Genomic DNA, 18,963 nt, shown 5'->3' on the forward strand with positions numbered 1-18,963 from the left:
CCACATGGACGTGGGCAAAAGACGCAGCCGCGCAGGACGCGCGTCTGCGGCGGTCCGTGAGGCTGACGAACGAAGAGAAGGTACAGCGAAGCTGCGCGAGGACCGGCCCGGCAGGAAGACACCCGCCCACCAGCGTGGACACTAAACTCACAGGCAACATATCCAACCCACCAGCGTCATCACCCAACCCGCAGGCAACTTACCCAGCCCACCAGCGTGGACACTAAACTCACAGGCAACACACCCAGCTCACCCCTACTGACAGAAACTGTCACCCCCCAACGCTATCCTTCCCGACATCAAACCAATCCACGAAATGAAAGGACATCACCATGAACGCACTCAACTACACCATCCTCTACGTCGAAAACCCGAAAAAAAGCGCCGAATTCTACCAGCGCCTGTTCCAGACCGAACCGGTGGTGACGGAGGACATCTACTACATGTTCGTGCTGCAAACCGGTCGCCTGGGACTGTGGGCAATCGACGACACCCAGCCGCCGGCAACCAAAGGCCCAAGCCAGTCGGAACTGGTCTTTACCCTCGGAAGCCGCGCAGAAGTAGATGCCTGCTGTCGCCTGTGGCAGCAGCACGGCGCGGAAATCCTCCAGCAGCCGAGCGAAATGGACTTCGGCTACACCTTTACCTGCAGCGACCCGGATGGTCACCGCCTGCGCGTATACGTCTACGAGGAATAACAGCGTGGAAATCGCTGGCTGACAGCCGCGCCGCGAGGCGGGTCATTGATACAGAAGCGGGCAGAGTCTGCCCGCTAACCGGCTTACTTAACGAAAGGGCGCGCCGCCAGCAGGCAGATTTTCTCCGCCAGCTCGTAGGACTTCACAAAAGAGGGAATTGGCAGAAACTCAAACTTCGAATGGAAGTTATGCGCGCCGGTAAAAAAGTTCGGCGTCAGCAGGCCTTTCGCCGACAGCGCCGCGCCGTCGGTGCCGCCGCGCATCGGGATCACCTTCGGTTCCACGCCAATCTCCTTCAGCGCCGCAAAAATCAGATCGATGGGCAGGCGATCTTCACCAATGGCGTTGCTGATATTGCTGTAGGTATCGCTGATGCTCACCTCAACGCGCCCGGTCGGATAGCTTTTACGAATAATCTCCGCCACATCGTGGATCTGCTGCTTGCGTCCGGCGAAGCTTGCCAGGTCGAAATCGCGAATGGATGCTTTTAACACCGCCTCGCTGGCGTTGGCATGCATATCGTTAAACCAGGTGTAGCCTTCGCGGCCCTCGGTATGCTCCGGCGTCTGCTGGCGATCGAAGTGGCCGATAAAATCCCACGCCATCAGCAGCGGGTTGACCAGCACGCCCTTGCCGGACATCGGGTGCGCGGTCACGCCGGTCAGGCGGATCTCTGCCGCCGCCGCGTTAAAGTTCTCATACACCACTTCGCCCAGCTCGCAGCAGTCAATGGTATAAGCAAAATCCACCTTAAAGCGGGATTCCAGGTCCAGAGCCTTTGCGCCCCGCAGGCCGATCTCTTCATCCGGCACAAAAGCCATCACGATATCGCCAACCGGGGCATCGGCAGGCAGCTGCTCCAGCAGCGTCATTGCCACCGTAACGGCGGCTTTATTATCCGCGCCCAGCACCGAGGTGCCATCGCTGAAAATAATCTCCTGGCCGAGATAGGCGTTGATTTCCGGGTGCTCGGCGGTGCGGAGCCAGATGTCCTGCTCCTTATTAAGGCACAGGTCTTTACCCTCAAAACGCAGCGTCTGCGGATGAATATGCGGCGACAGGCCAACGTCGACGGTATCGATATGGGTAATGAAGCCGATTTTCGGTGCGCCCGGCGTATTACCCGGTCTGACGGCGGTCACGGTGGCAAATTCATCGATTACCACATCCTGCAAACCTAACTGGGTCAGTTCTTCCGCCAGCAGCCGGGCCATGTCGTGCTGTTCGGGCGTACTTGGCAAGATGGTGGCGGCGGCATCGCTCTGGCTGGTGACCGCCAGATAGCGGTAAAAACGGTCGGTCAGCTTCTGCGCGAGGGAGTCAGTCATCAGAATTCCTTAATCGTTGCTCAGCATATTGCTGTATTTATGTAATATTTATTACTCGGATACTCTCTGGTTTTACGCACCACCCCCTGACAATGTCAAATAAAAAGCGAGGATGGAGATGAAGAAAGCGGTACTGGGCACGCTGTTAACGGCGCTGGCAATCTCAATGGCCTCTGCGGCATCGGCAAAAACACTGGTGTACTGTTCTGAAGGATCGCCGGAAAACTTTAACCCGCAGCTCTACACCTCCGGCACCAGCGTGGATGCCAGCGCGGTGCCGGTCTACAACCGGCTGGTGGACTTTACGCCGGGCACCACCGAGCTGATCCCAAGCCTGGCGGAAAGCTGGGATATCTCTGAGGACGGTACGGTGTACACCTTCCATCTGCGCAAGGGCGTCAAGTTTCAGAGCAACAAAACGTTTAAACCCACGCGCGATTTTAACGCCGATGATGTGATTTTCTCGTTTATGCGCCAGAAAGATCCGGCCAACCCCTATCACAACGTCTCTAACGGCACCTATGCCAACTTCGAAAGCCTGGAGTTTGGCTCGCTGCTGAAAAATATCGAGAAGGTGGACGACCACACCGTGCGCTTTACACTTGCTCATGCCGAAGCGCCGTTCCTCGCCGATCTGGCCTGGTACTTTGCCTCGATTCTCTCTGCCGAATATGCCGACGCGATGCTGAAAGCCGGTACGCCGGAGAAGGTGGACAGCGTACCGATCGGCACCGGTCCGTTCGAGCTGGTGCAGTATCAGAAGGACTCGCGCATTCTCTACCGCGCCTTCCCGGAATACTGGCAGGGCAAGGCGAAGCTTGACCGACTGGTCTTCAGCATCGTGCCGGATGCCTCAGTGCGCGCCGCCAAGCTGGAGAAAAACGAGTGCCAGGTGATGCCGTTCCCTAATCCCGCCGATCTGAAGCGGCTGGGTGAAAACCCGAATATCACTCTGGAGCAGAAAGCCGGGCTGAATACCGGGTTCCTCGCATTCAACACCCAAAAAGCGCCGATGGATAACGTCAAAGTGCGCCAGGCGCTGACGCTGGCGATCAACAAACCGGCGATTATTGAGGCAGTCTTCCAGGGGACCGGCACCGCCGCGAAAAACCTGCTGCCGCCGGGCGTGTGGAGCGCCGCCGAAGATATGCAGGATTACGCATACGATCCGGAAAAGGCGAAAACGCTGCTAAAAGAAGCGGGTATCGCGCCGGGCACCGCCGTTGAGCTGTGGGCGATGCCGGTTCAGCGCCCGTATAATCCGAATGCTAAACGTATGGCGGAGATGATTCAGGCGGACTGGCAGAAGGTCGGCATCAAAGCCACTATCGTCACTTTTGAGTGGGGCGAATACCTCAAACGGGTGAAAAACGGCGAGCATCAGGCGGCGCTGATGGGCTGGACCACCGCCACCGGCGACCCGGATAACTTCTTCGGCCCGCTGTTTAGCTGCACCTCGGCTAACGGCGGTTCGAACTCGTCAAAATGGTGCTATCAGCCGTTTGACCAGCTGATTACCAAAGCCCGCGCCGAGCAGAACCACGAAAAACGCGTGGCGATGTACCGTGAGGCGCAACAGATTATGCACGATCAGGCCCCGGCAGTGATGATTGCCCACTCAACGATCTTTGAGCCGGTGCGCAAAGAGGTCAGCGGCTATGAGGTTGATCCGTTCGGCAAACATATTTTCTATCCGGTGGATATTAAGTAATCGCTAAAAGTCGTAACGCGTTCTTATGCGTTCATCCTGCTGCTTCAGCTCATGCTGGGCAAATTCCAGGAACAGCGCCAGCGCGGCGGAGTGCGGGCGGCCAATCGCGGTTTGCACCTGTAGCGAGCGCTGGCTGAGCTGCTCGCTGCCGAGCGACTTCAGTACCAGGCCCTGTTCTTCGGCCTGGTACATCACCGTAAACTGGCTGCAGATGGTGATGGCCTGCGGTGTGCTCAGCAGGAAGGAGTAGAGCGTACTGAAGTTATTACAGGTCAGAGTGGGTTCCACAAAGGTGCCGCTCATCCGGCAGGAGAGATCGAAAAGCTGACGCACCGTGGTGCCCGCATCCGGCAGCGCCAGCGGCCAGGCCAGCAGATCGGACAGTTGAATCCGCTGATGTGCCAGCGGGTGATTTTGCTGCATCACCAGCAGCACCGGTGCAGACCAGGCGGCCACCACATCCACGCCGCGCTCCGGATGCAGGCTGAACTGAAAGGCGACATCGCATTCGCCACGGCGAATCACTTCCGCCACCTCCAGCGCGCTGCCCACCGTCAGATGAAAGCTGACTCCCGGATGCAGCTGGCGAAACTCAGTAAACAGCACCGGCAGCAGGCTGAACGCCATGCCGTCGGTACAGGCCACGCGCAGCGCAATGCGCCGCACCGCCTTCAGCCCCTTTATCTCCGCAATGGCGTGTTCCATATCCATCATGCTTTTCCGCACGTGGTTCTCAAAAATCTGCCCTGCGTCGTTCAGTACCATGCCGCGCGCATGGCGCTCAAACAGCGGTGCGCCGACTCTGGCCTCCAGCCGCTGGATCTGGCGACTGATAGCGGAAACGGCGACGAACAGCTGCTGGCTGGCGGCGCTTAGCGAGCCGCTGCTGGCAACGGCCAGAAAATAGCGAATTTCAGTGCTGTGCATAGCGGTGCTCTTTAACGGTGCGCGATCGGTGATGGTGCAGATGAGCATTGCTTTTAAAGCAAGCCTCGTTTGTTATTTTGATAATTGTGGCAAAGCTGAATATTAGCTTAGATGGAGTGATAACAACATCGATCCGCGAAAGAGATCGTTAAAACGCAAACCAACACATAACTACGGAAAAAGTCTATGACAGCTGAACAGGCAGTAGCCCGCGCGACGGCGTATTTTGACAGCGGGGAGTTTAAGCGCGTGCTGGCGAAGCGCGTGGCGATACGCAGTGAAAGCCAGCGCGACGATCGTGATGAGATTATCCAGCGCTATTATGACGAAGAGATGATCCCGGCGATGCAGGGGCTGGGGTTTACCTGCCAGCAGCTGCCAAACCCGCAGGCACCGGCGCGTCCGTTCCTGCTGGCGACGCGTATTGAAGACCCCGCGCTGCCCACCGTGCTGTGCTACGGCCACGGCGACGTGGTGTTCGGCGATGATGAAAACTGGCGCAGCGGGCTGGACCCGTGGCTGCTGGTGGAAGAGGGCGACCGCTGGTACGGGCGCGGCAGTGCCGATAATAAAGGCCAGCACTCGGTGAATATCGCCGCGCTGGAGCAGGTGATTGCCGCGCGCGGTTCGCTGGGCTTTAACTGCAAGTTCCTGTTTGAAATGGGGGAGGAAGTCAGCTCCCCCGGCCTGGCGCAGCTGTGCCGGGATCGCCAGACCGAACTGGCCGCCGATATCTTTATCGCCTCCGACGGCCCGCGCCTGAACGCGGAACGCCCGACGCTGTTTCTGGGATCGCGCGGGGCGGTGAACTTCCGCCTGAGCATTCACGCCCGCGACCGCGACTACCACTCGGGTAACTGGGGCGGGCTGCTGACCAATCCCGGCACTCAACTGGCGAACGCGCTGGCCTGCCTGGTCAATCAGCACGGCCAGCTGCAGGTGGCCGCGCTAAAACCGCCGGCCATCAGCGCGGCGGTTAAGGCTATTCTCGATGATATTACCGTGGGTGAAGGCGACGGCCCGGCTATCGATCCCGCCTGGGGTGAAGCGGGGCTGACGCCAACCGAGCGGCTGTACGGCTGGAATACGCTGGAGGTGCTCAGCTTCCTGACCGGTAACCCGGCGCGGCCGATGAACGCCATCCCCGGCAGCGCCACGGCGGTGTGCCAGCTGCGCTTTGTAGTGGATACCGACTGGCAGTACATCGGTGAACATCTGCGCGAGCATTTGGATCGTCACGGTTTCCCGCAGGTTGAGGTTGAAGTGCTGCGTGGTTCCCCGGCCACCCGGCTTGATCCGACCGACCCGCTGGTCGGCTGGGCGCTGGCGCTGATGGCGGAAACCAGTGGAAAAAAACCGGCGCTGCTGCCGAATCTGGGCGGTTCACTGCCGAATGATGTCTTTGCCGATATCCTCGGCCTGCCCACGCTGTGGGTGCCGCACTCCTATCCGGCCTGCGGCCAGCACGCGGTGGATGAGCACATGCTGAAGTCCATCGCGCGCGAGGGATTACAGATGATGACCCGGCTGTTCTGGGATCTGGGAGAACAGGGAAGCGCACTGCTGGCGCGCCATCAGGCCCATCGTGCGCAGGGAGGTGCAAAATGAGTACCACCGTTCAGACACCTGTAGCGGTCAAGCCGAATCTGTATAAAACCCTGTTTGCCACCTGCGTCGGTAACGCGCTGGAGTGGTTTGATATCGCGGTTTACGGTTTCTTCGCCAGCTATATCGCCCATGCGTTTTTCCCAACCGAAGATCCATCTGTATCGCTGCTGCTGACCTTCGGCAGTTTCGGCGTGTCGTTCCTGATCCGCCCGCTCGGGGCAATTGTGCTGGGTGCCTACGCCGACCGCGTTGGGCGCAAGAAGGCGCTACTGCTGTCGATTATGCTGATGATGGTTGGCGGGCTGATCATCACCGTGATGCCGACCTACAGCAGCATCGGAGTGATTGCACCGATTATGATCCTGCTGGCAAGGCTGATTCAGGGCTTCTCCGCAGGCGGCGAGTTTGGCAGCTCCACCGCGTTTCTGGTTGAGCATTTCCCGGAGCGCCGCGCGTTTATCGCCAGCTGGCAGTTCGCCACGCAGGGGGCCAGTACGCTGATGGCATCTGCCTTTGGCCTGGGGTTGACGGCCTGGCTGACTGAAGCGCAGATCCAGGAGTGGGGCTGGCGTATTCCGTTCGCCTTCGGCCTGCTGATCGGTCCGGTGGGGCTGTATATTCGCCGCCACGTGCATGAACCGGCCAGCTTCGTCAGCCAGGAAAAACACGCCGCGCCGCTGAAAACGCTGATGGGCCAGCAGAAAAACCTGCTGCTGCTGGCGATGGGACTGATGGTGATCTCCACCGGCGTGAACTACATGCTCAACTACGTGCCGACCTACGCCACCAAAAACCTGCATCTGCCGGGATCGACGGCGTTTACCGCTACGCTGGTGGCCGGGATTATTCTGACGGTGGTGACGCCGCTGATGGGGCTGTGGGCGGAAAAAGTTGGGCGTCTGCCGCTGATGTGGGGCTCGCTGATGATGCTGGCGGTAACCATTTATCCGGCGTTCCTGCTGGTGGTGAATCACACCAGTCCGACCACGCTGATCCTGCTGGTCGGCTGGATGGCGCTGCTGAAATCGGTCTACTTCTCAACAGTACCGTCGATGATGGCCGATCTGTTCCCGATGACCACCCGCGCCAGCGGCATGGCCATCAGCTATAACGTGGCGGTCACGGTGTTTGGCGGTTTCGCGCCGCTGATCTGTACCCTGCTGATTAGTATGACCGGAACGCCACTGGCACCGAGCTATTATCTGATGCTGCTGGCCCTGTTCAGCGCGGTGGCACTGTTCCACAGCCAGCGCAGGGTACGCTAAACACCCTTAAAATGTGACGCTTTCACTAATCGTGCCATAACGCCTCGCGCACCTTCACCGCGCGAGGCAACAATCCCAGTGCATAAAAGCGGTCGGCGATGGTCTGCTGTTCGCGGATCACCGCCAGATCCATGCGTTTAGTCTGATGGCTGCGGCGCACCAGCGCGTCCGACAGCGCCTGCGGTGCCAGGCCCAGTTCCGTCGCCAGCAGCACGCTGGCCTCCTTGCGATTACCGTCAATATAGCGCCCGGTTTGCTCCAGCGCCGTCAGCAGCGTATGCAGCAGGTCGGCGGAATGCGCCGCGAACTCGCGATGGGTCAGGTAAAACTGATGATTGTTCACCCGTCCACGCCCGTCGCCGACCACCCGCAGCTGTCCGTCATATTCCGCTGCGCTGAGCAGAGGGTCCCACATCATCCAGGCATCCACCGCGTGATGATCGCTTGGCGTCAGCGGATATTTCGGCGGTGCGTAAACCACCCGCACATCGGCCAGGTTCATATCCGCCTCATCCAGCATCTGCACCAGCAGATAGTGCACGTTGGAACCTTTGTTCACCGCAATGCGCTTACCGCGCAGATCGGCAATCGTGCGGATCGGGCTGTCGTTAGCCACCATCAGCGCCACGCTCTGCGGCGCGGCCGGTTCCCAGGCCACGTAAAGCAGCGGGCTGCCGCTGGCCTGGGCGAACACCGGGGGAACTTCGCCGGTGGTGCCGAAATCAATCTCATGATGGGTCAGGGCATGCAGCAGCTGTGGCCCGGCGGGAAATTCACTCCACAGTACGCTGATCCCCCGGCTGGCAAACTCTGCTTCCAGGCTTTGCCGCGCTTTAAGGATGCCGAGATTGCCGAATTTCTGATAGCCGATGCGCAGTTCGCGTTCCTGCGGCGCGGCTGGAGCGGCATCGAAACGCAGGCCGCGTGCGGTACTGCGCCGCGCCTTGATCAGTCCCAGATGGCCGAGATGCGTGCGCAGCGTGTTGCGGCTGACGCCCAGAAGTGCGGCGGTTTGTAGCTGGTTACCGTCGCTCAGTTCAAACGCATTACGCACCAGCGAATCCAGCACCCGCTGGTAAATCTGCCCGCTGTCAACGCTCAGCTGCTGGCGCAGAAAGCGATCCAGCGCCAGTTCGCTGGCGGGTTGAGGGTCAAGCGCCACCGGGTTAAGCCGCAGGTGCTGCGGCGCGATCACCGCCTCGCGGCTGAGCAGCACGGCATTGTGCAGGGTATTTTCCAGCTCGCGGATATTGCCCGGCCACGGATAATCCATCAGCGTGGCGACGGTATCCTCCGCCAGCCGCAGCTGTGGCCGGCCGAGTCGGGTGGCATATACCTTGAGGAAATGATCCGCCAGCAGGGGAATATCCTCGCGGCGCTGGCGCAGCGGGGGCAGGGTCACCGCTGCGACGTTCAGACGATAATAGAGGTCTTCCCTGAAGCGCCGTTCGCGGATCGCCTGCGCCAGATCGACGTGGGTGGCGGCAATCACCCGCACGTTAACCTTCACCGGGCGGCGCGATCCCACCCGGGTGACTTCACGCTCCTGGAGCACCCTCAGCAGCTTCACCTGGAGCGGCAGGCTCAGTTCGCCGATTTCATCCAGCAGCAGGGTTCCCCCTTCCGCCGCCTCAAACCAGCCCTGGTGGCGCTCCGCCGCGCCGGTAAAAGCGCCTTTTTCGTGACCAAACAGCTCCGATTCCGCCAGGGTTTCGGTCAGCGCACCGCAGTTCACCGCCAGAAAAGGCTCGCCGCGCCGCGCGCTGTGATGATGCAAATAGCGCGCCACCACCTCTTTACCGGTACCGGTTTCGCCGACGATCAGCACCGTGGCATCGGTCGGGGCCAGCCTGTCCAGCACGCTCTGAAAGGCAATAGAGGCCGGGTCAATCAGTATAGGGGCGGGGTTTTGCATGCTTCACTCCTGCGGAATAGCGTCTGCGGCCAGAGTATCCTGGCGCGGAAGCGGCGACGAGAGGGGTAAACGGCCGGGCTGCTGCAATTGCAGCAGAAGATCATCATTCGCTGCTGCAAATGCAGCAAAAATTAATAACGGAGATAATTTTAATATACTGATTTTTAACAATAAAAATTCAATAAAGAATTGGCATGCTTCCTGCTTAGTGTTTTATAACCAAAGCGTAACTTTCTAATGAATAAATTCAGATGTAGTTATATAGGAAATGGCAAATGAGCGAGTCGGTACAGGACAACATCAACGTATTCTGGTTTCTGCCCACCCACGGTGACGGGCGTTACCTGGGGACCGCTGAAGGCGGGCGGGCAGTCGATCTTCCCTATTTACAGCAGGTTGCGCTGGCGGCGGACAATCTTGGCTATTACGGCGTGCTGATCCCCACGGGGAAAAGCTGCGAGGATTCCTGGCTGGTCGCCTCGGCGCTGGCACCGATGACTCGACGTCTGCGCTATCTGGTGGCGGTTCGTCCTGGATTACAGCCACCCAGCCTGGCAGCGCGTATGGCGGCAACCCTTGACCGTCTGTCGGAAGGACGTCTGCTCATCAACGTAGTCACCGGGGGCGATCCGGTCGAGAACCGGGGTGACGGCATTTTCCTCAGCCACGCCGACCGCTATCAGGTCACACGAGAGTTCCTTGATGTCTATTCCCGCCTGCTGAAAGGCGAAAAAGTGGATTACGACGGTGCGCATATCCGCGTGGAAGGCGCTGAAATCCTCTTCCCGCCGGTACAGGAAAACGGCCCGCCGCTCTATTTCGGCGGCTCGTCGGATGAAGCGATCGATGTGGCGGCGAATCAGGTAGATACCTACCTGACGTGGGGCGAACCACTTGAGCAGGTGGCTGAAAAGCTGGCCGTGGTGCGTCAGCGCGCCGAGCAGCGCGGTCGTCAACTCGACTACGGCATCCGCCTGCACGTTATCGTGCGTGAAACCGAAGAGGAGGCGTGGGCCGCAGCCGACAAACTGATTGCCCATCTGGATGACGACACCATCGCCAGCGCGCAGAAAATCTTTGCCCGCATGGACTCTACCGGCCAGGCGCGAATGAGCGCACTGCACAGCGGGTCACGCGACGACCTGCGCATTGCGCCGAACCTGTGGGCGGGCGTTGGTCTGGTGCGCGGCGGGGCGGGCACCGCACTGGTGGGGAACCCGCAGCAGGTTGCAGCACGTATCCGCGAATATCAGGCACTGGGGATCACCAATTTTATCTTCTCCGGGTATCCGCATCTTGAAGAAGCACACCGCTTTGCCGAGCTGGTTATGCCACTGCTGCCGCTGGCGACAAACGGTGAAAAACGTCAGGGAACGGTCAATACCGGACCATTTGGTGAAACGATTGGCGGCGACCGCCGGCCACAAAAACAGACCAGCGTGAGCTGAGGAGAACAACAATGAGCCAACAACCTATTCAATTCGCCTACTGGGTACCGAACGTTTCCGGCGGCCTGGTGATCAGTAATATTCCGCAGCGCACCAGCTGGGACTTTGACTACAACCGCAAGCTGGCGCAGATTGCCGAGCGCGCCGGGTTTGACTACGCGCTGACCCAGATCCGCTTTACTGCCGGATACGGCGCGGATAACCAGCATGAGTCGGTCAGCTTTTCACAGGGGCTGCTGGGCGCGACGGAAAAACTGAAGGTGATTGCCGCGCTGCTGCCCGGTCCGTGGAACCCAACGCTGGCCGCCAAGCAGATTGCCACCATCAGCCATCTGAGCAACGCGCGCATCGCGGTTAACATCGTCAGCGGCTGGTTCCGTGGCGAGTTCAAAGCCATCGGTGAGCCGTGGCTGGATCACGAAGAGCGCTACCTGCGTTCGGAAGAGTTTATCCGCTGCCTGAAAGGCATCTGGCAGGAGGAGAGCTTTACCTTTGCCGGAGATTTCTACCGCTACCGCGACTATTCGCTGAAGCCGAAGCCGCTGTCGCCGCGCCCGGAAATTTTCCAGGGCGGCAGCTCCCGTGCCGCTCGCGATATGGCCTCACGCGTGTCGGACTGGTACTTCACCAACGGCAATACCGTGGAGGGTATTCGTCAGCAGGTGGAGGATATTCAGCGCAAGGCGGCCTATAATCAGCACCAGGTTAAAGTCGGCGTCAACGGCTTTGTAATCGCCCGCGACAGCGAGCAGGAAGCACAGCAGGTGCTGCAGGAGATCCTCGACCACGCCAACCCGGATGCGGTAAAAGGCTTCCAGCACGAAGTGAAAAATGCCGGCAGCGCCTCCCCGGAGGGCGAAGGCAACTGGGCAAAATCAACCCTGGAGGATCTGGTGCAGTACAACGACGGTTTCAAAACCAATCTGATCGGCACGCCGCAGCAGATCGCCGAACGCATTATCGCGCTGAAAGAAGCGGGTGTGAGCCTGATGCTGCTGGGCTTCCTGCACTTCCAGGAAGAGGTGGAGTTCTTTGGTCGTGAGGTTATTCCGCTGGTGCGCGAGCTGGAGCGGCAGAAAGAGCGGGAACTGGCGCATGGCTGATCGCCATATCGCGATCGTCGGCGGCGGTTTCAGCGGCACCGCGCTGGCCATCCATCTGGCGCGCGGCGGCCACGCCGGGCTGAAGGTCACGGTGATTGAACCGCGCGACGGCGTGGCGCAGGGCGTGGCCTACGGCAGCCGCGATCCGGCGCACCGCATTAACGTGCCCGCTGACCGTATGCAGCTGACCGCTGCGGAACAGGGCGACTTTGACCGCTGGTTCCGTGCTTCGGCGGCTTACGATGCTGACCCGGCGGCACGCTGGCAGGACGGGCGGGTTTATCCGCAGCGCGGGCAGTTTGCTGCGTATATCTCCGGGCTGTTTGCCGAAGCGCAAAGGCAGTCCCCGGTCGTGTTACGCCATCTGCGCGACCGCGCCGTGGCGCTGGAAAACGGTGAAGTCATTACCGCCAGCGGTGAACGACTGCGGGTGGATGAGCTGGTGCTGGCAATCAGCCATCCGCCGCCCGCACTGCCGCGCGCCATTGCGCTGGCGCTGGAAGGGCATCCGGGACTGATTGCCGATCCGTGGCGCGACAACGCGCTGGCGGATATCGCGCCTGATGAATCCATTGCGATTATTGGCAGCGGTCTGACCATGGCCGATACCGTGGCAACGTTACACCGTCACGGTCATCGTGGGCCGATTGTGGCCTTTTCACGCCGTGGCCTGCTGCCGCGTTCTAATCTCAGCGGCAGCTTTGAGCCGAGAGTGCTGGATTACGCTGTTTCGCAGAAGGATTCCGCGCTCGGCTGGCTGCGGCGCATTCGTCGTGAGGTGAAGCTTGCCGCCGCAGAAGGGCTGCCGTGGCAGCTGGTGCTGGATGATATCCGCCAGAACGGTCAGGCCATCTGGCAGCAGCTGTCGCTCTCCGAACAGCGGCGTTTCCTGCGACATTTGCGCCCGTGGTGGGATGTTCACCGCTACCGCATCGCCCCACAGGTCAATGCGGTGCTGGAACAGTGGCAGAGCAGCGGACAGCTGCAGGTTCTGGCCGCGCGTTTGCAGTCCATTACGACGGAAGGGAACGCGATCCAGCTGGATTTACGTTCCCGTCGAGGTGAAGTCCGCGCCCTGAAGGTCGATCGCCTGATTGTCACCACCGGACCGGCGCACGGCGGGTTGCTGCAAAGCGATGCGCTGCTGCACCAGCTGGCGCTGGACGGTGTGATCCAGCCGGACGAGCTGGCGCTGGGCATTAAGGTTAACGGCCGTTCGCAGACCATTAATCGCTTTGGCGCACCGAATCTGCACCTTTACGTGGCTGGCCCCGCCGCGCGCGGTCGCTTCGGTGAACTGATGGGGCTGCCGCAGGTGGCCGAGCATGCCGAAAGCGTTGCCCGCCAGCTGCTGGCTGCTTGCTCCGGGCTGGGGGAATCGGGGCAGTAAGCCTGTTTTTTATTCAATATTAAAGCACGGTATTCCCCGCCGCCAGGCCAGAAAAACGGCTCCGCGGCGGCGGAATGCCGCGCTTTCAATAAAATCTGCATTTTTTACTCCAGGCTTGCCCGGCGGTAAGGTATAGTCCGCTTTTTTGCACGGGGGTAACATGCTGACCAACTCAACGACACGTCTTAATAAATACATCAGCGAAAGCGGAATCTGCTCTCGCCGCGATGCCGACCGCTATATCGAACAGGGAAATGTTTTTATCAACGGCAAGCGCGCCACGGTGGGCGATCGGGTGTCGGACGGTGATGTTGTTAAAGTTAACGGTCAGCTGATTGAACCGCGCGATGCCGAAGATCTGGTGCTGATTGCTCTGAATAAACCAGTGGGCATCGTCAGTACCACCGAAGACGGTGAGAAAGACAACATTGTTGATTTCGTTAACCACAGCAAACGCATTTTCCCCATCGGCCGACTGGATAAAGACTCGCAGGGGCTGATCTTCCTGACCAACCACGGCGACCTGGTCAACAAGATCCTGCGTGCCGGTAACAACCACGAGAAAGAGTACCTGGTGACCGTCAACAAGCCGGTTACCGAAGAGTTTATTCGCGGGCTGGGTGCCGGGGTGCCGATGCTGGGCACGGTGACCAAGAAATGTAAGGTGAAGAAAGAGTCGACCTTCGTTTTCCGCATCATTCTGGTTCAGGGTCTTAACCGCCAGATCCGCCGTATGGCCGAGCACTTCGGCTATGAAGTGACCAAGCTGGAACGCACGCGCATCATGAACGTCAGCCTGAAGGGCGTGCCGCCGGGCGAATGGCGCGATCTGACCGATGACGAGCTGATCGACCTGTTCAAACTGATTGAAGACTCCAGCTCGGAAGACGCCTCGGCTAAAAAGTCTCCGCCGAAATCTTCCCCGCAGAAGAAACCTGCCGGAGCGAAACCGGGAGCTGCCGCCGGGCGCAAGCGTTTCACTCAGCCGGGGCGCAAGAAGAAAGGGCGCTAGGATGAACCATTGCATGTGCGTCAACGGTTAACGGCGATGGTTGCGGCCTGCCGTTAGCCTGCGGACAGGAATCGGTGCACAAAAATCTGCACTAAAGCTGACGGGTGTCGCTTCAGGCGGATTGTTGTATCACCAGCTGGCCTGATAAGGTGATCCGCTGGGTTTGCAGCTCCGGCTCTTTCAGTTTACGCATCATCAGCCCCGCCGCCTGGCGACCGGTCTCCTCACTGGCTGAGGAGACATAGGTAAACGACGGCGAGGTAAGATTAACGTGCAGCATATCCTCAAAGCCGATCAGCGCCACCTGCTGGGTCAGGAACACGTCCTTACCGACAGTGCGCCCCACCTGATGAATGCCGCCGATCGCACCGATTATCGCCGTCGGGGAATGGCAAAGCAGTGCGGTAATCGTATTGTTTTTCTCTAACAGCTGACGGGTAGCCACGCTGACCGAATGGGTGCTTTCCAGACAGGCGGGGGTGAACTCATCGCGCAGCGCCAGACCGTTCTGCTTCAGTGCGCCGTGCATGCCCAGCAGACGCTGGTGGCGCACCCGATCATTTTCCATTCCGCCGATGTAGGCAATGTTGCGGTGCCCGCGCTCAATCAGGTGGCGGGTGGCAAGACTGGCCGCCTGGCGGTTATCGCGCATTACCAGATTACAAGGCTGTTCCGGCAGCGCCTGCGACACCACCACCAGCGGCAGCGGGCACTGGCAGAGTTGTTCCGGCAGTCGGTCGGTCGTGGCATCACTGGCAAGATAGATCACGCCCGCCACGCCCTGCTGTTTGAAAGAGAGCAGGCAGCGCTCCAGATGCTGTTGGTCATCCTGCGGCTGGCCGAGGAACACCATAAAGCCCTGGCGTTCCAGCTCCTTGACAATGCTGGCCATCACCTTAATGGAAAAGCTGTCGCTGAAATCGCGCAGGATCAGCCCAATCAGATTTGAGGTATTGGAACGCAGGTTTGCGGCGGCGACATTATGCACGTAGCCCAGCTCATTAATCGCCGAGTGCACACGTTCGATGGTCGCCTCGGATATTTTTCCCTTCTGGCGCAGCACCAGCGACACGGTCGAGACGGAAACGCCCGCCAGTTTAGCGACATCAATAATGCTGACCTTTTTCAAACTCGCTCCCTGAAACACCAGAATAATCAGTCGGAAACAGTAAAGCCTCCCGTACGAATACGGGAGGCTTAGCTACCTTAACAGCACCGGGCTATTTGCCAAGCGTTGTCGACATCGCCTGGGCGATAAACTGCGCACGAGCACCGAAAATAACCTGCACGCCCTTGTCGCCGACAAACACCACACCGCGTGCGCCTACACCGTTCAGCCCCTCTTTATCCACGCGATCGCCGTTCAGCACTTCGATACGCAGACGAGTAATACAGGAACCAACGGAATCGATGTTTTTCGCGCCGCCCAGCAGGCCGATAATTTCGCCAACCAGCTCGTCATCGCTCTTATCGCTGGCGCTGGATGACACTTCGGTCCGGCCCGGCGTTTTCACGTCAAAGCGGCGGATAACAAAGCGGAAAGTGAAGTAGTAAATCAGCGCCATCGGCACACCGATCATCACCGCACTGAGGAAGTTGGTCTGATAGCCGTTAAACGACGGCAGGATACCAAAGGAGATATAGTCGATCAGACCGGCGGAGAAGGACTTGGCGATATGCGCATGCAGCAGATACATGCACATATAGGCCAGCCCGGCCATGATGGCGTTGAAGACGTACAGAATCGGCGCAACAAAAATAAAGGTGAACTCAACCGGCTCGGTAATGCCGGTCAGGAAGCAGGTCAGCGCGGCGGAGAACAGAATACCGGCGGCTATTTTTTTGTTTTTAGTGTGCGCTTCGTGATACATCGCCAGGCAGGCCGCAGGCAGCGCAAACAGCATCAGCGGGAATTCGCCCTGCATAAACTTACCGGCATTCTGATAGGTGCTGCTGCTGAATGACTTGGTGCCTTCTTCCAGCATTTTGAACCAGATTGTCTGGTCGCCGTGGATCACCTGACCGGCCTGCGTGGTGTAGTCGCCGAACGAGTACCAGAACGACGGATACCAGATATGGTGCAGGCCAAGCGGGATCAGCGCGCGTTCCACCAGACCAAAGATAAAGGTCGACGCCGCCTGATTATCACCGTTGACGATCACCGACAGGGCATCGATCCCCGCCTGGATATGCTGCCAGACATACGGCAGCAGCAGGCCGAGAATAAATGACATAAACGCAGTAGCAATCGCCACAAAGCGTTTCCCGGAGAAGAAACCGAGGAATTCCGGCAGCTGTAGCGTATGGAAACGGTTATAGCACCAGGCGGCGAGAATACCGCAGATCAGCCCGCCGAATACGCCCATTTGCAGGGTGGGGATACCGACCACCATCGCATACTTTCCGCCCTGCGAGGCCATTTCTGGCGTAATTGACAGCACGGTTCCAATAGTAATGTTGGTAATAAACACCGATACGGCGGCGGAAAGGGCAGCGATACCCGATTCCGACGCCAGGCCAACCGCCGAACCGATGGCAAACAGCAGCGGCAGGTTGTCGAAGATCACCCCGCCCGCGTTCATCATCAGCGGCAGGTGGAACTTATCACCGAACGCCAGCAGCAGGCCGGCGGCTGGCAGCAGTGAGATGGGCAGCATTAACGCGCGGCCAATCATCGACAGCTTTGATAGCGATTTAATAAACCCTGATAACAGTCTCATCCCGATTTCCCCCGATTACCGACCATTATTCTGCGCACATTGTGCACTATTATTGTGAGTAGAACGTTTTAGTAGAACGTTCTACTTATCGTGAGAGAAGGTGCCGGGTTGTGCAACAAAATTCAGAATTTCAGGCATAGGAATTTGTGATTGTTTGAAGGCGATCAACTTCCGCAATAAGAGAATGACAGCATGCTATAGCGAGCTTTTCTGGTAAGCTGGTTTCGGACCTGGTTCAGGTTATTGATTGCTAAACGATAAGGGATTATTCAATGCATAAAGTCACGCTACTGCTTTTCTGCACGTTGTTAGCCGCCTGTTCGCCGGCCAACAAAGCCCGTCAGGGAGTCATGCCGTCGCCGATTACGGTTAAACGGCCTGCTTATCCGGCTATCGCATTTAAACAACGGCTTACGGGCGATGTCATGCTGTCGTACGATGTTGACGCCAACGGCAATGTGATTAATCCGGTGGTGGTGTCTGATACGGCCAATGGCGTGTTTAACCGAGAAGCGTTGAATGCCATTTCGCGCTGGAAATATGAACCCAACAAGCCGTATAAAGGCATGAAAAAAAACATCAGGTTTATGATAAACCGTCAGTAATCTTCGTTGTCTTGCCGGGCATTGCTGCCCGGCAAAGTCGCTGGCAACCGGCAATAAAAATTACTTATCCAGCGACCAGGTTGCGCTGCTGACGTCCACTTTCACCGGCAGCAGGCCGATCTGGGTAAATTTATCGGCCAGCGCCTGCTGTTCAGCAAATACCTGCGGGGTCATGCGCTCTGCGCCGTACGGCATTCTCGCCAGCGCCCGCTGCCAGATCGGTTCCGGCAGCCCGGTAGAGGTTGAGAGGATCTTCGCCGCCTCCTGCGGATGACCGTTGGCCCACTGGCTGAGCGTGCCTAACTCATCCACTACCTGCTTAGCGGTTTGCGGCCAGGTATCGGCAAACTTGCGGCTGGCAAGATAGAAAGTGTAGTGCGGCACCAATCCTTCGGCGTTTCTCACCAGCCGCGCTTTGGCGTTGGTTTCCACCTCAGAGAGGAACGGGTCCCAGATCACCCATGCATCCACCGCACCGCGCTGGAAGGCGGCGCGGGCATCCGCCGGTGGCAGATAAACCGGGGTGATATCCTTATAGCTCAGCCCGGCATCTTCGAGCGCACGAACCAGCAGATAGTTGACGTCCGAGCCTTTATTCAGTGCCACGCGCTTGCCTTTCAGATCGGCAACGGTCTTCACCGGGGAATTCTCGGGAACGACAATCGCTTCCGTTTTCGGGTTCGCCGGGGAGTGCCCGAGGTACACCAGGTCGGCTTTTGCCGCCTGGGCAAAGGTAGGCGGCGCATCGCCCGTGGCGGCCAGATCGATACTGCCAACGTTCAGGCCTTCCAGCATCTGCGGACCGGCAGGGAATTCAACCCACTTCACCGCGATCCCCTGTTTTTTAAACTGTTCATCCAGCGTGCCGCGATACTTCAGCAGGGCGAAGATGTTGGCTTTCTGATAGCCGATATTCACCGTTTCCGGCAGTTTTTCCGCTGCATTAGCCGAAACGGTGGTGGCAATCACCAGACCGCTAATCAGGCCGCTAAGAAGTGCTTTATTCATGTTATTTCCCGAAGTGATAAGCGCTGTCAGAAAAACATATCAAAATGCATGAAGGCGGCTTAGCGAGTTGATCTGATAACGATATGCGGCAGGAACATAACGACGCGGAAAGTGAACATATCGGAGTAGAAAGAATTGAACAGGAACGTTGCGGAGCAGAATGAACACGGCGATGTGTCAGGAATGTGAAGAGCACAGAAGATTGCGCTGCCGAATAAATACATC

The 18,963-nt window shown here is 58.6% G+C and carries 15 protein-coding genes; 9 read left to right on the forward strand and 6 right to left on the reverse strand.

Annotated elements, in window-relative coordinates; all coding sequences use genetic code 11:
• The first annotated feature begins 332 nt into the window (after positions 1-332).
• On the forward strand, positions 333-698 hold the full coding sequence (locus JOE09_RS01330) for a VOC family protein (RefSeq protein WP_105593708.1): 366 nt from the start codon (positions 333-335) through the stop codon (positions 696-698).
• Positions 699-781: 83 nt separating this feature from the next.
• Here the strand turns inward: JOE09_RS01330 and pepT are convergent, their stop codons facing one another.
• The gene (pepT, locus tag JOE09_RS01335; protein WP_205064505.1) at positions 782-2,026 is read right to left on the reverse strand and encodes a peptidase T; all 1,245 of its coding nucleotides are present in this window, start codon (positions 2,024-2,026) and stop codon (positions 782-784) included.
• Between the two features lie 118 nt (positions 2,027-2,144).
• Here pepT and JOE09_RS01340 point away from each other — a divergent pair, with 118 nt between their 5' ends.
• Entirely contained in the window at positions 2,145-3,737 is a 1,593-nt protein-coding gene (locus tag JOE09_RS01340; protein WP_205064506.1) for an ABC transporter substrate-binding protein, read from the forward strand.
• A 3-nt stretch (positions 3,738-3,740) separates the two neighbouring features.
• On the opposite strand, the gene JOE09_RS01345 is transcribed toward JOE09_RS01340, so the two are convergent.
• Positions 3,741-4,664, reverse strand: coding sequence for a LysR family transcriptional regulator (locus tag JOE09_RS01345; RefSeq protein WP_200546921.1), 924 nt, complete (start codon positions 4,662-4,664; stop codon positions 3,741-3,743).
• A gap of 186 nt (positions 4,665-4,850) precedes the next feature.
• On the opposite strand from JOE09_RS01345, the gene JOE09_RS01350 reads away from it, so the two are divergent.
• Together JOE09_RS01350 and JOE09_RS01355 are read left to right on the forward strand one after the other, a co-directional pair.
• A complete protein-coding gene (locus JOE09_RS01350) occupies positions 4,851-6,272 on the forward strand; it encodes a M20 family metallopeptidase (RefSeq protein ID WP_205064507.1) in 1,422 nt (473 codons plus the stop codon).
• A complete protein-coding gene (locus JOE09_RS01355; RefSeq protein WP_205064508.1) occupies positions 6,269-7,537 on the forward strand; it encodes an MFS transporter in 1,269 nt (422 codons plus the stop codon). The genes JOE09_RS01350 and JOE09_RS01355 overlap by 4 nt, the downstream gene beginning before the upstream one ends.
• Before the next feature lie 25 nt (positions 7,538-7,562).
• Here the strand turns inward: JOE09_RS01355 and JOE09_RS01360 are convergent, their stop codons facing one another.
• Positions 7,563-9,452 (reverse strand): sigma-54-dependent Fis family transcriptional regulator, encoded by a 1,890-nt coding sequence (locus JOE09_RS01360; RefSeq protein WP_205064509.1) that lies wholly within the window; start codon positions 9,450-9,452, stop codon positions 7,563-7,565.
• A 275-nt stretch (positions 9,453-9,727) separates the two neighbouring features.
• Between JOE09_RS01360 and ssuD the strand changes: the two genes are divergently transcribed.
• The 4 genes from ssuD to rluF all read left to right on the forward strand — a co-directional run bounded on the left by ssuD (position 9,728) and on the right by rluF (position 14,405).
• Positions 9,728-10,900 carry an FMNH2-dependent alkanesulfonate monooxygenase gene (gene ssuD, locus JOE09_RS01365; RefSeq protein WP_200546917.1) on the forward strand — a complete coding sequence of 391 codons (1,173 nt, stop codon included), beginning with the start codon at positions 9,728-9,730 and terminating at the stop codon, positions 10,898-10,900.
• A gap of 11 nt (positions 10,901-10,911) precedes the next feature.
• On the forward strand, positions 10,912-12,003 hold the full coding sequence (gene sfnG / locus JOE09_RS01370) for a dimethylsulfone monooxygenase SfnG (RefSeq protein ID WP_205064510.1): 1,092 nt from the start codon (positions 10,912-10,914) through the stop codon (positions 12,001-12,003).
• Positions 11,996-13,393 carry an FAD/NAD(P)-binding protein gene (locus tag JOE09_RS01375; protein WP_205064511.1) on the forward strand — a complete coding sequence of 466 codons (1,398 nt, stop codon included), beginning with the start codon at positions 11,996-11,998 and terminating at the stop codon, positions 13,391-13,393. Before sfnG ends, JOE09_RS01375 begins: the two co-directional genes overlap by 8 nt.
• 160 nt (positions 13,394-13,553) lie before the next feature.
• Positions 13,554-14,405 carry a 23S rRNA pseudouridine(2604) synthase RluF gene (gene rluF / locus JOE09_RS01380; RefSeq protein ID WP_205064512.1) on the forward strand — a complete coding sequence of 284 codons (852 nt, stop codon included), beginning with the start codon at positions 13,554-13,556 and terminating at the stop codon, positions 14,403-14,405.
• Positions 14,406-14,517: 112 nt separating this feature from the next.
• Here rluF and malI read toward each other — a convergent pair whose 3' ends face one another.
• Together malI and JOE09_RS01390 are read right to left on the reverse strand one after the other, a co-directional pair.
• Positions 14,518-15,534 carry a Mal regulon transcriptional regulator MalI gene (gene malI, locus JOE09_RS01385; RefSeq protein WP_200546913.1) on the reverse strand — a complete coding sequence of 339 codons (1,017 nt, stop codon included), beginning with the start codon at positions 15,532-15,534 and terminating at the stop codon, positions 14,518-14,520.
• Between the two features lie 91 nt (positions 15,535-15,625).
• Positions 15,626-17,125: a PTS transporter subunit EIIC gene (locus JOE09_RS01390; RefSeq protein WP_205064513.1), complete on the reverse strand. Its 1,500-nt coding sequence runs from the start codon at positions 17,123-17,125 to the stop codon at positions 15,626-15,628.
• Positions 17,126-17,397: 272 nt separating this feature from the next.
• Between JOE09_RS01390 and JOE09_RS01395 the strand changes: the two genes are divergently transcribed.
• Positions 17,398-17,730, forward strand: a complete 333-nt coding sequence (locus JOE09_RS01395; RefSeq protein WP_205064514.1) for a TonB family protein — start codon at positions 17,398-17,400, stop codon at positions 17,728-17,730.
• A 60-nt stretch (positions 17,731-17,790) separates the two neighbouring features.
• Here JOE09_RS01395 and JOE09_RS01400 read toward each other — a convergent pair whose 3' ends face one another.
• Positions 17,791-18,738, reverse strand: coding sequence for a sulfonate ABC transporter substrate-binding protein (locus JOE09_RS01400; protein WP_105593723.1), 948 nt, complete (start codon positions 18,736-18,738; stop codon positions 17,791-17,793).
• Positions 18,739-18,963: the final 225 nt, after the last annotated feature.

It is taken from the genome of Pantoea coffeiphila (assembly GCF_016909495.1).
Classification (GTDB): Bacteria; Pseudomonadota; Gammaproteobacteria; order Enterobacterales; family Enterobacteriaceae; genus Erwinia; species Erwinia coffeiphila.

Coding starts and splice junctions, on each gene's coding strand:
- JOE09_RS01330 (WP_105593708.1), top strand. CDS start 333: ATGAACGCACTCAACTACACCATCCTCTACGTCGAAAACCCGAAAAAA.
- pepT (WP_205064505.1), bottom strand. CDS start 2,026: ATGACTGACTCCCTCGCGCAGAAGCTGACCGACCGTTTTTACCGCTAT.
- JOE09_RS01340 (WP_205064506.1), top strand. CDS start 2,145: ATGAAGAAAGCGGTACTGGGCACGCTGTTAACGGCGCTGGCAATCTCA.
- JOE09_RS01345 (WP_200546921.1), bottom strand. CDS start 4,664: ATGCACAGCACTGAAATTCGCTATTTTCTGGCCGTTGCCAGCAGCGGC.
- JOE09_RS01350 (WP_205064507.1), top strand. CDS start 4,851: ATGACAGCTGAACAGGCAGTAGCCCGCGCGACGGCGTATTTTGACAGC.
- JOE09_RS01355 (WP_205064508.1), top strand. CDS start 6,269: ATGAGTACCACCGTTCAGACACCTGTAGCGGTCAAGCCGAATCTGTAT.
- JOE09_RS01360 (WP_205064509.1), bottom strand. CDS start 9,452: ATGCAAAACCCCGCCCCTATACTGATTGACCCGGCCTCTATTGCCTTT.
- ssuD (WP_200546917.1), top strand. CDS start 9,728: ATGAGCGAGTCGGTACAGGACAACATCAACGTATTCTGGTTTCTGCCC.
- sfnG (WP_205064510.1), top strand. CDS start 10,912: ATGAGCCAACAACCTATTCAATTCGCCTACTGGGTACCGAACGTTTCC.
- JOE09_RS01375 (WP_205064511.1), top strand. CDS start 11,996: ATGGCTGATCGCCATATCGCGATCGTCGGCGGCGGTTTCAGCGGCACC.
- rluF (WP_205064512.1), top strand. CDS start 13,554: ATGCTGACCAACTCAACGACACGTCTTAATAAATACATCAGCGAAAGC.
- JOE09_RS01390 (WP_205064513.1), bottom strand. CDS start 17,125: ATGAGACTGTTATCAGGGTTTATTAAATCGCTATCAAAGCTGTCGATG.
- JOE09_RS01395 (WP_205064514.1), top strand. CDS start 17,398: ATGCATAAAGTCACGCTACTGCTTTTCTGCACGTTGTTAGCCGCCTGT.
- JOE09_RS01400 (WP_105593723.1), bottom strand. CDS start 18,738: ATGAATAAAGCACTTCTTAGCGGCCTGATTAGCGGTCTGGTGATTGCC.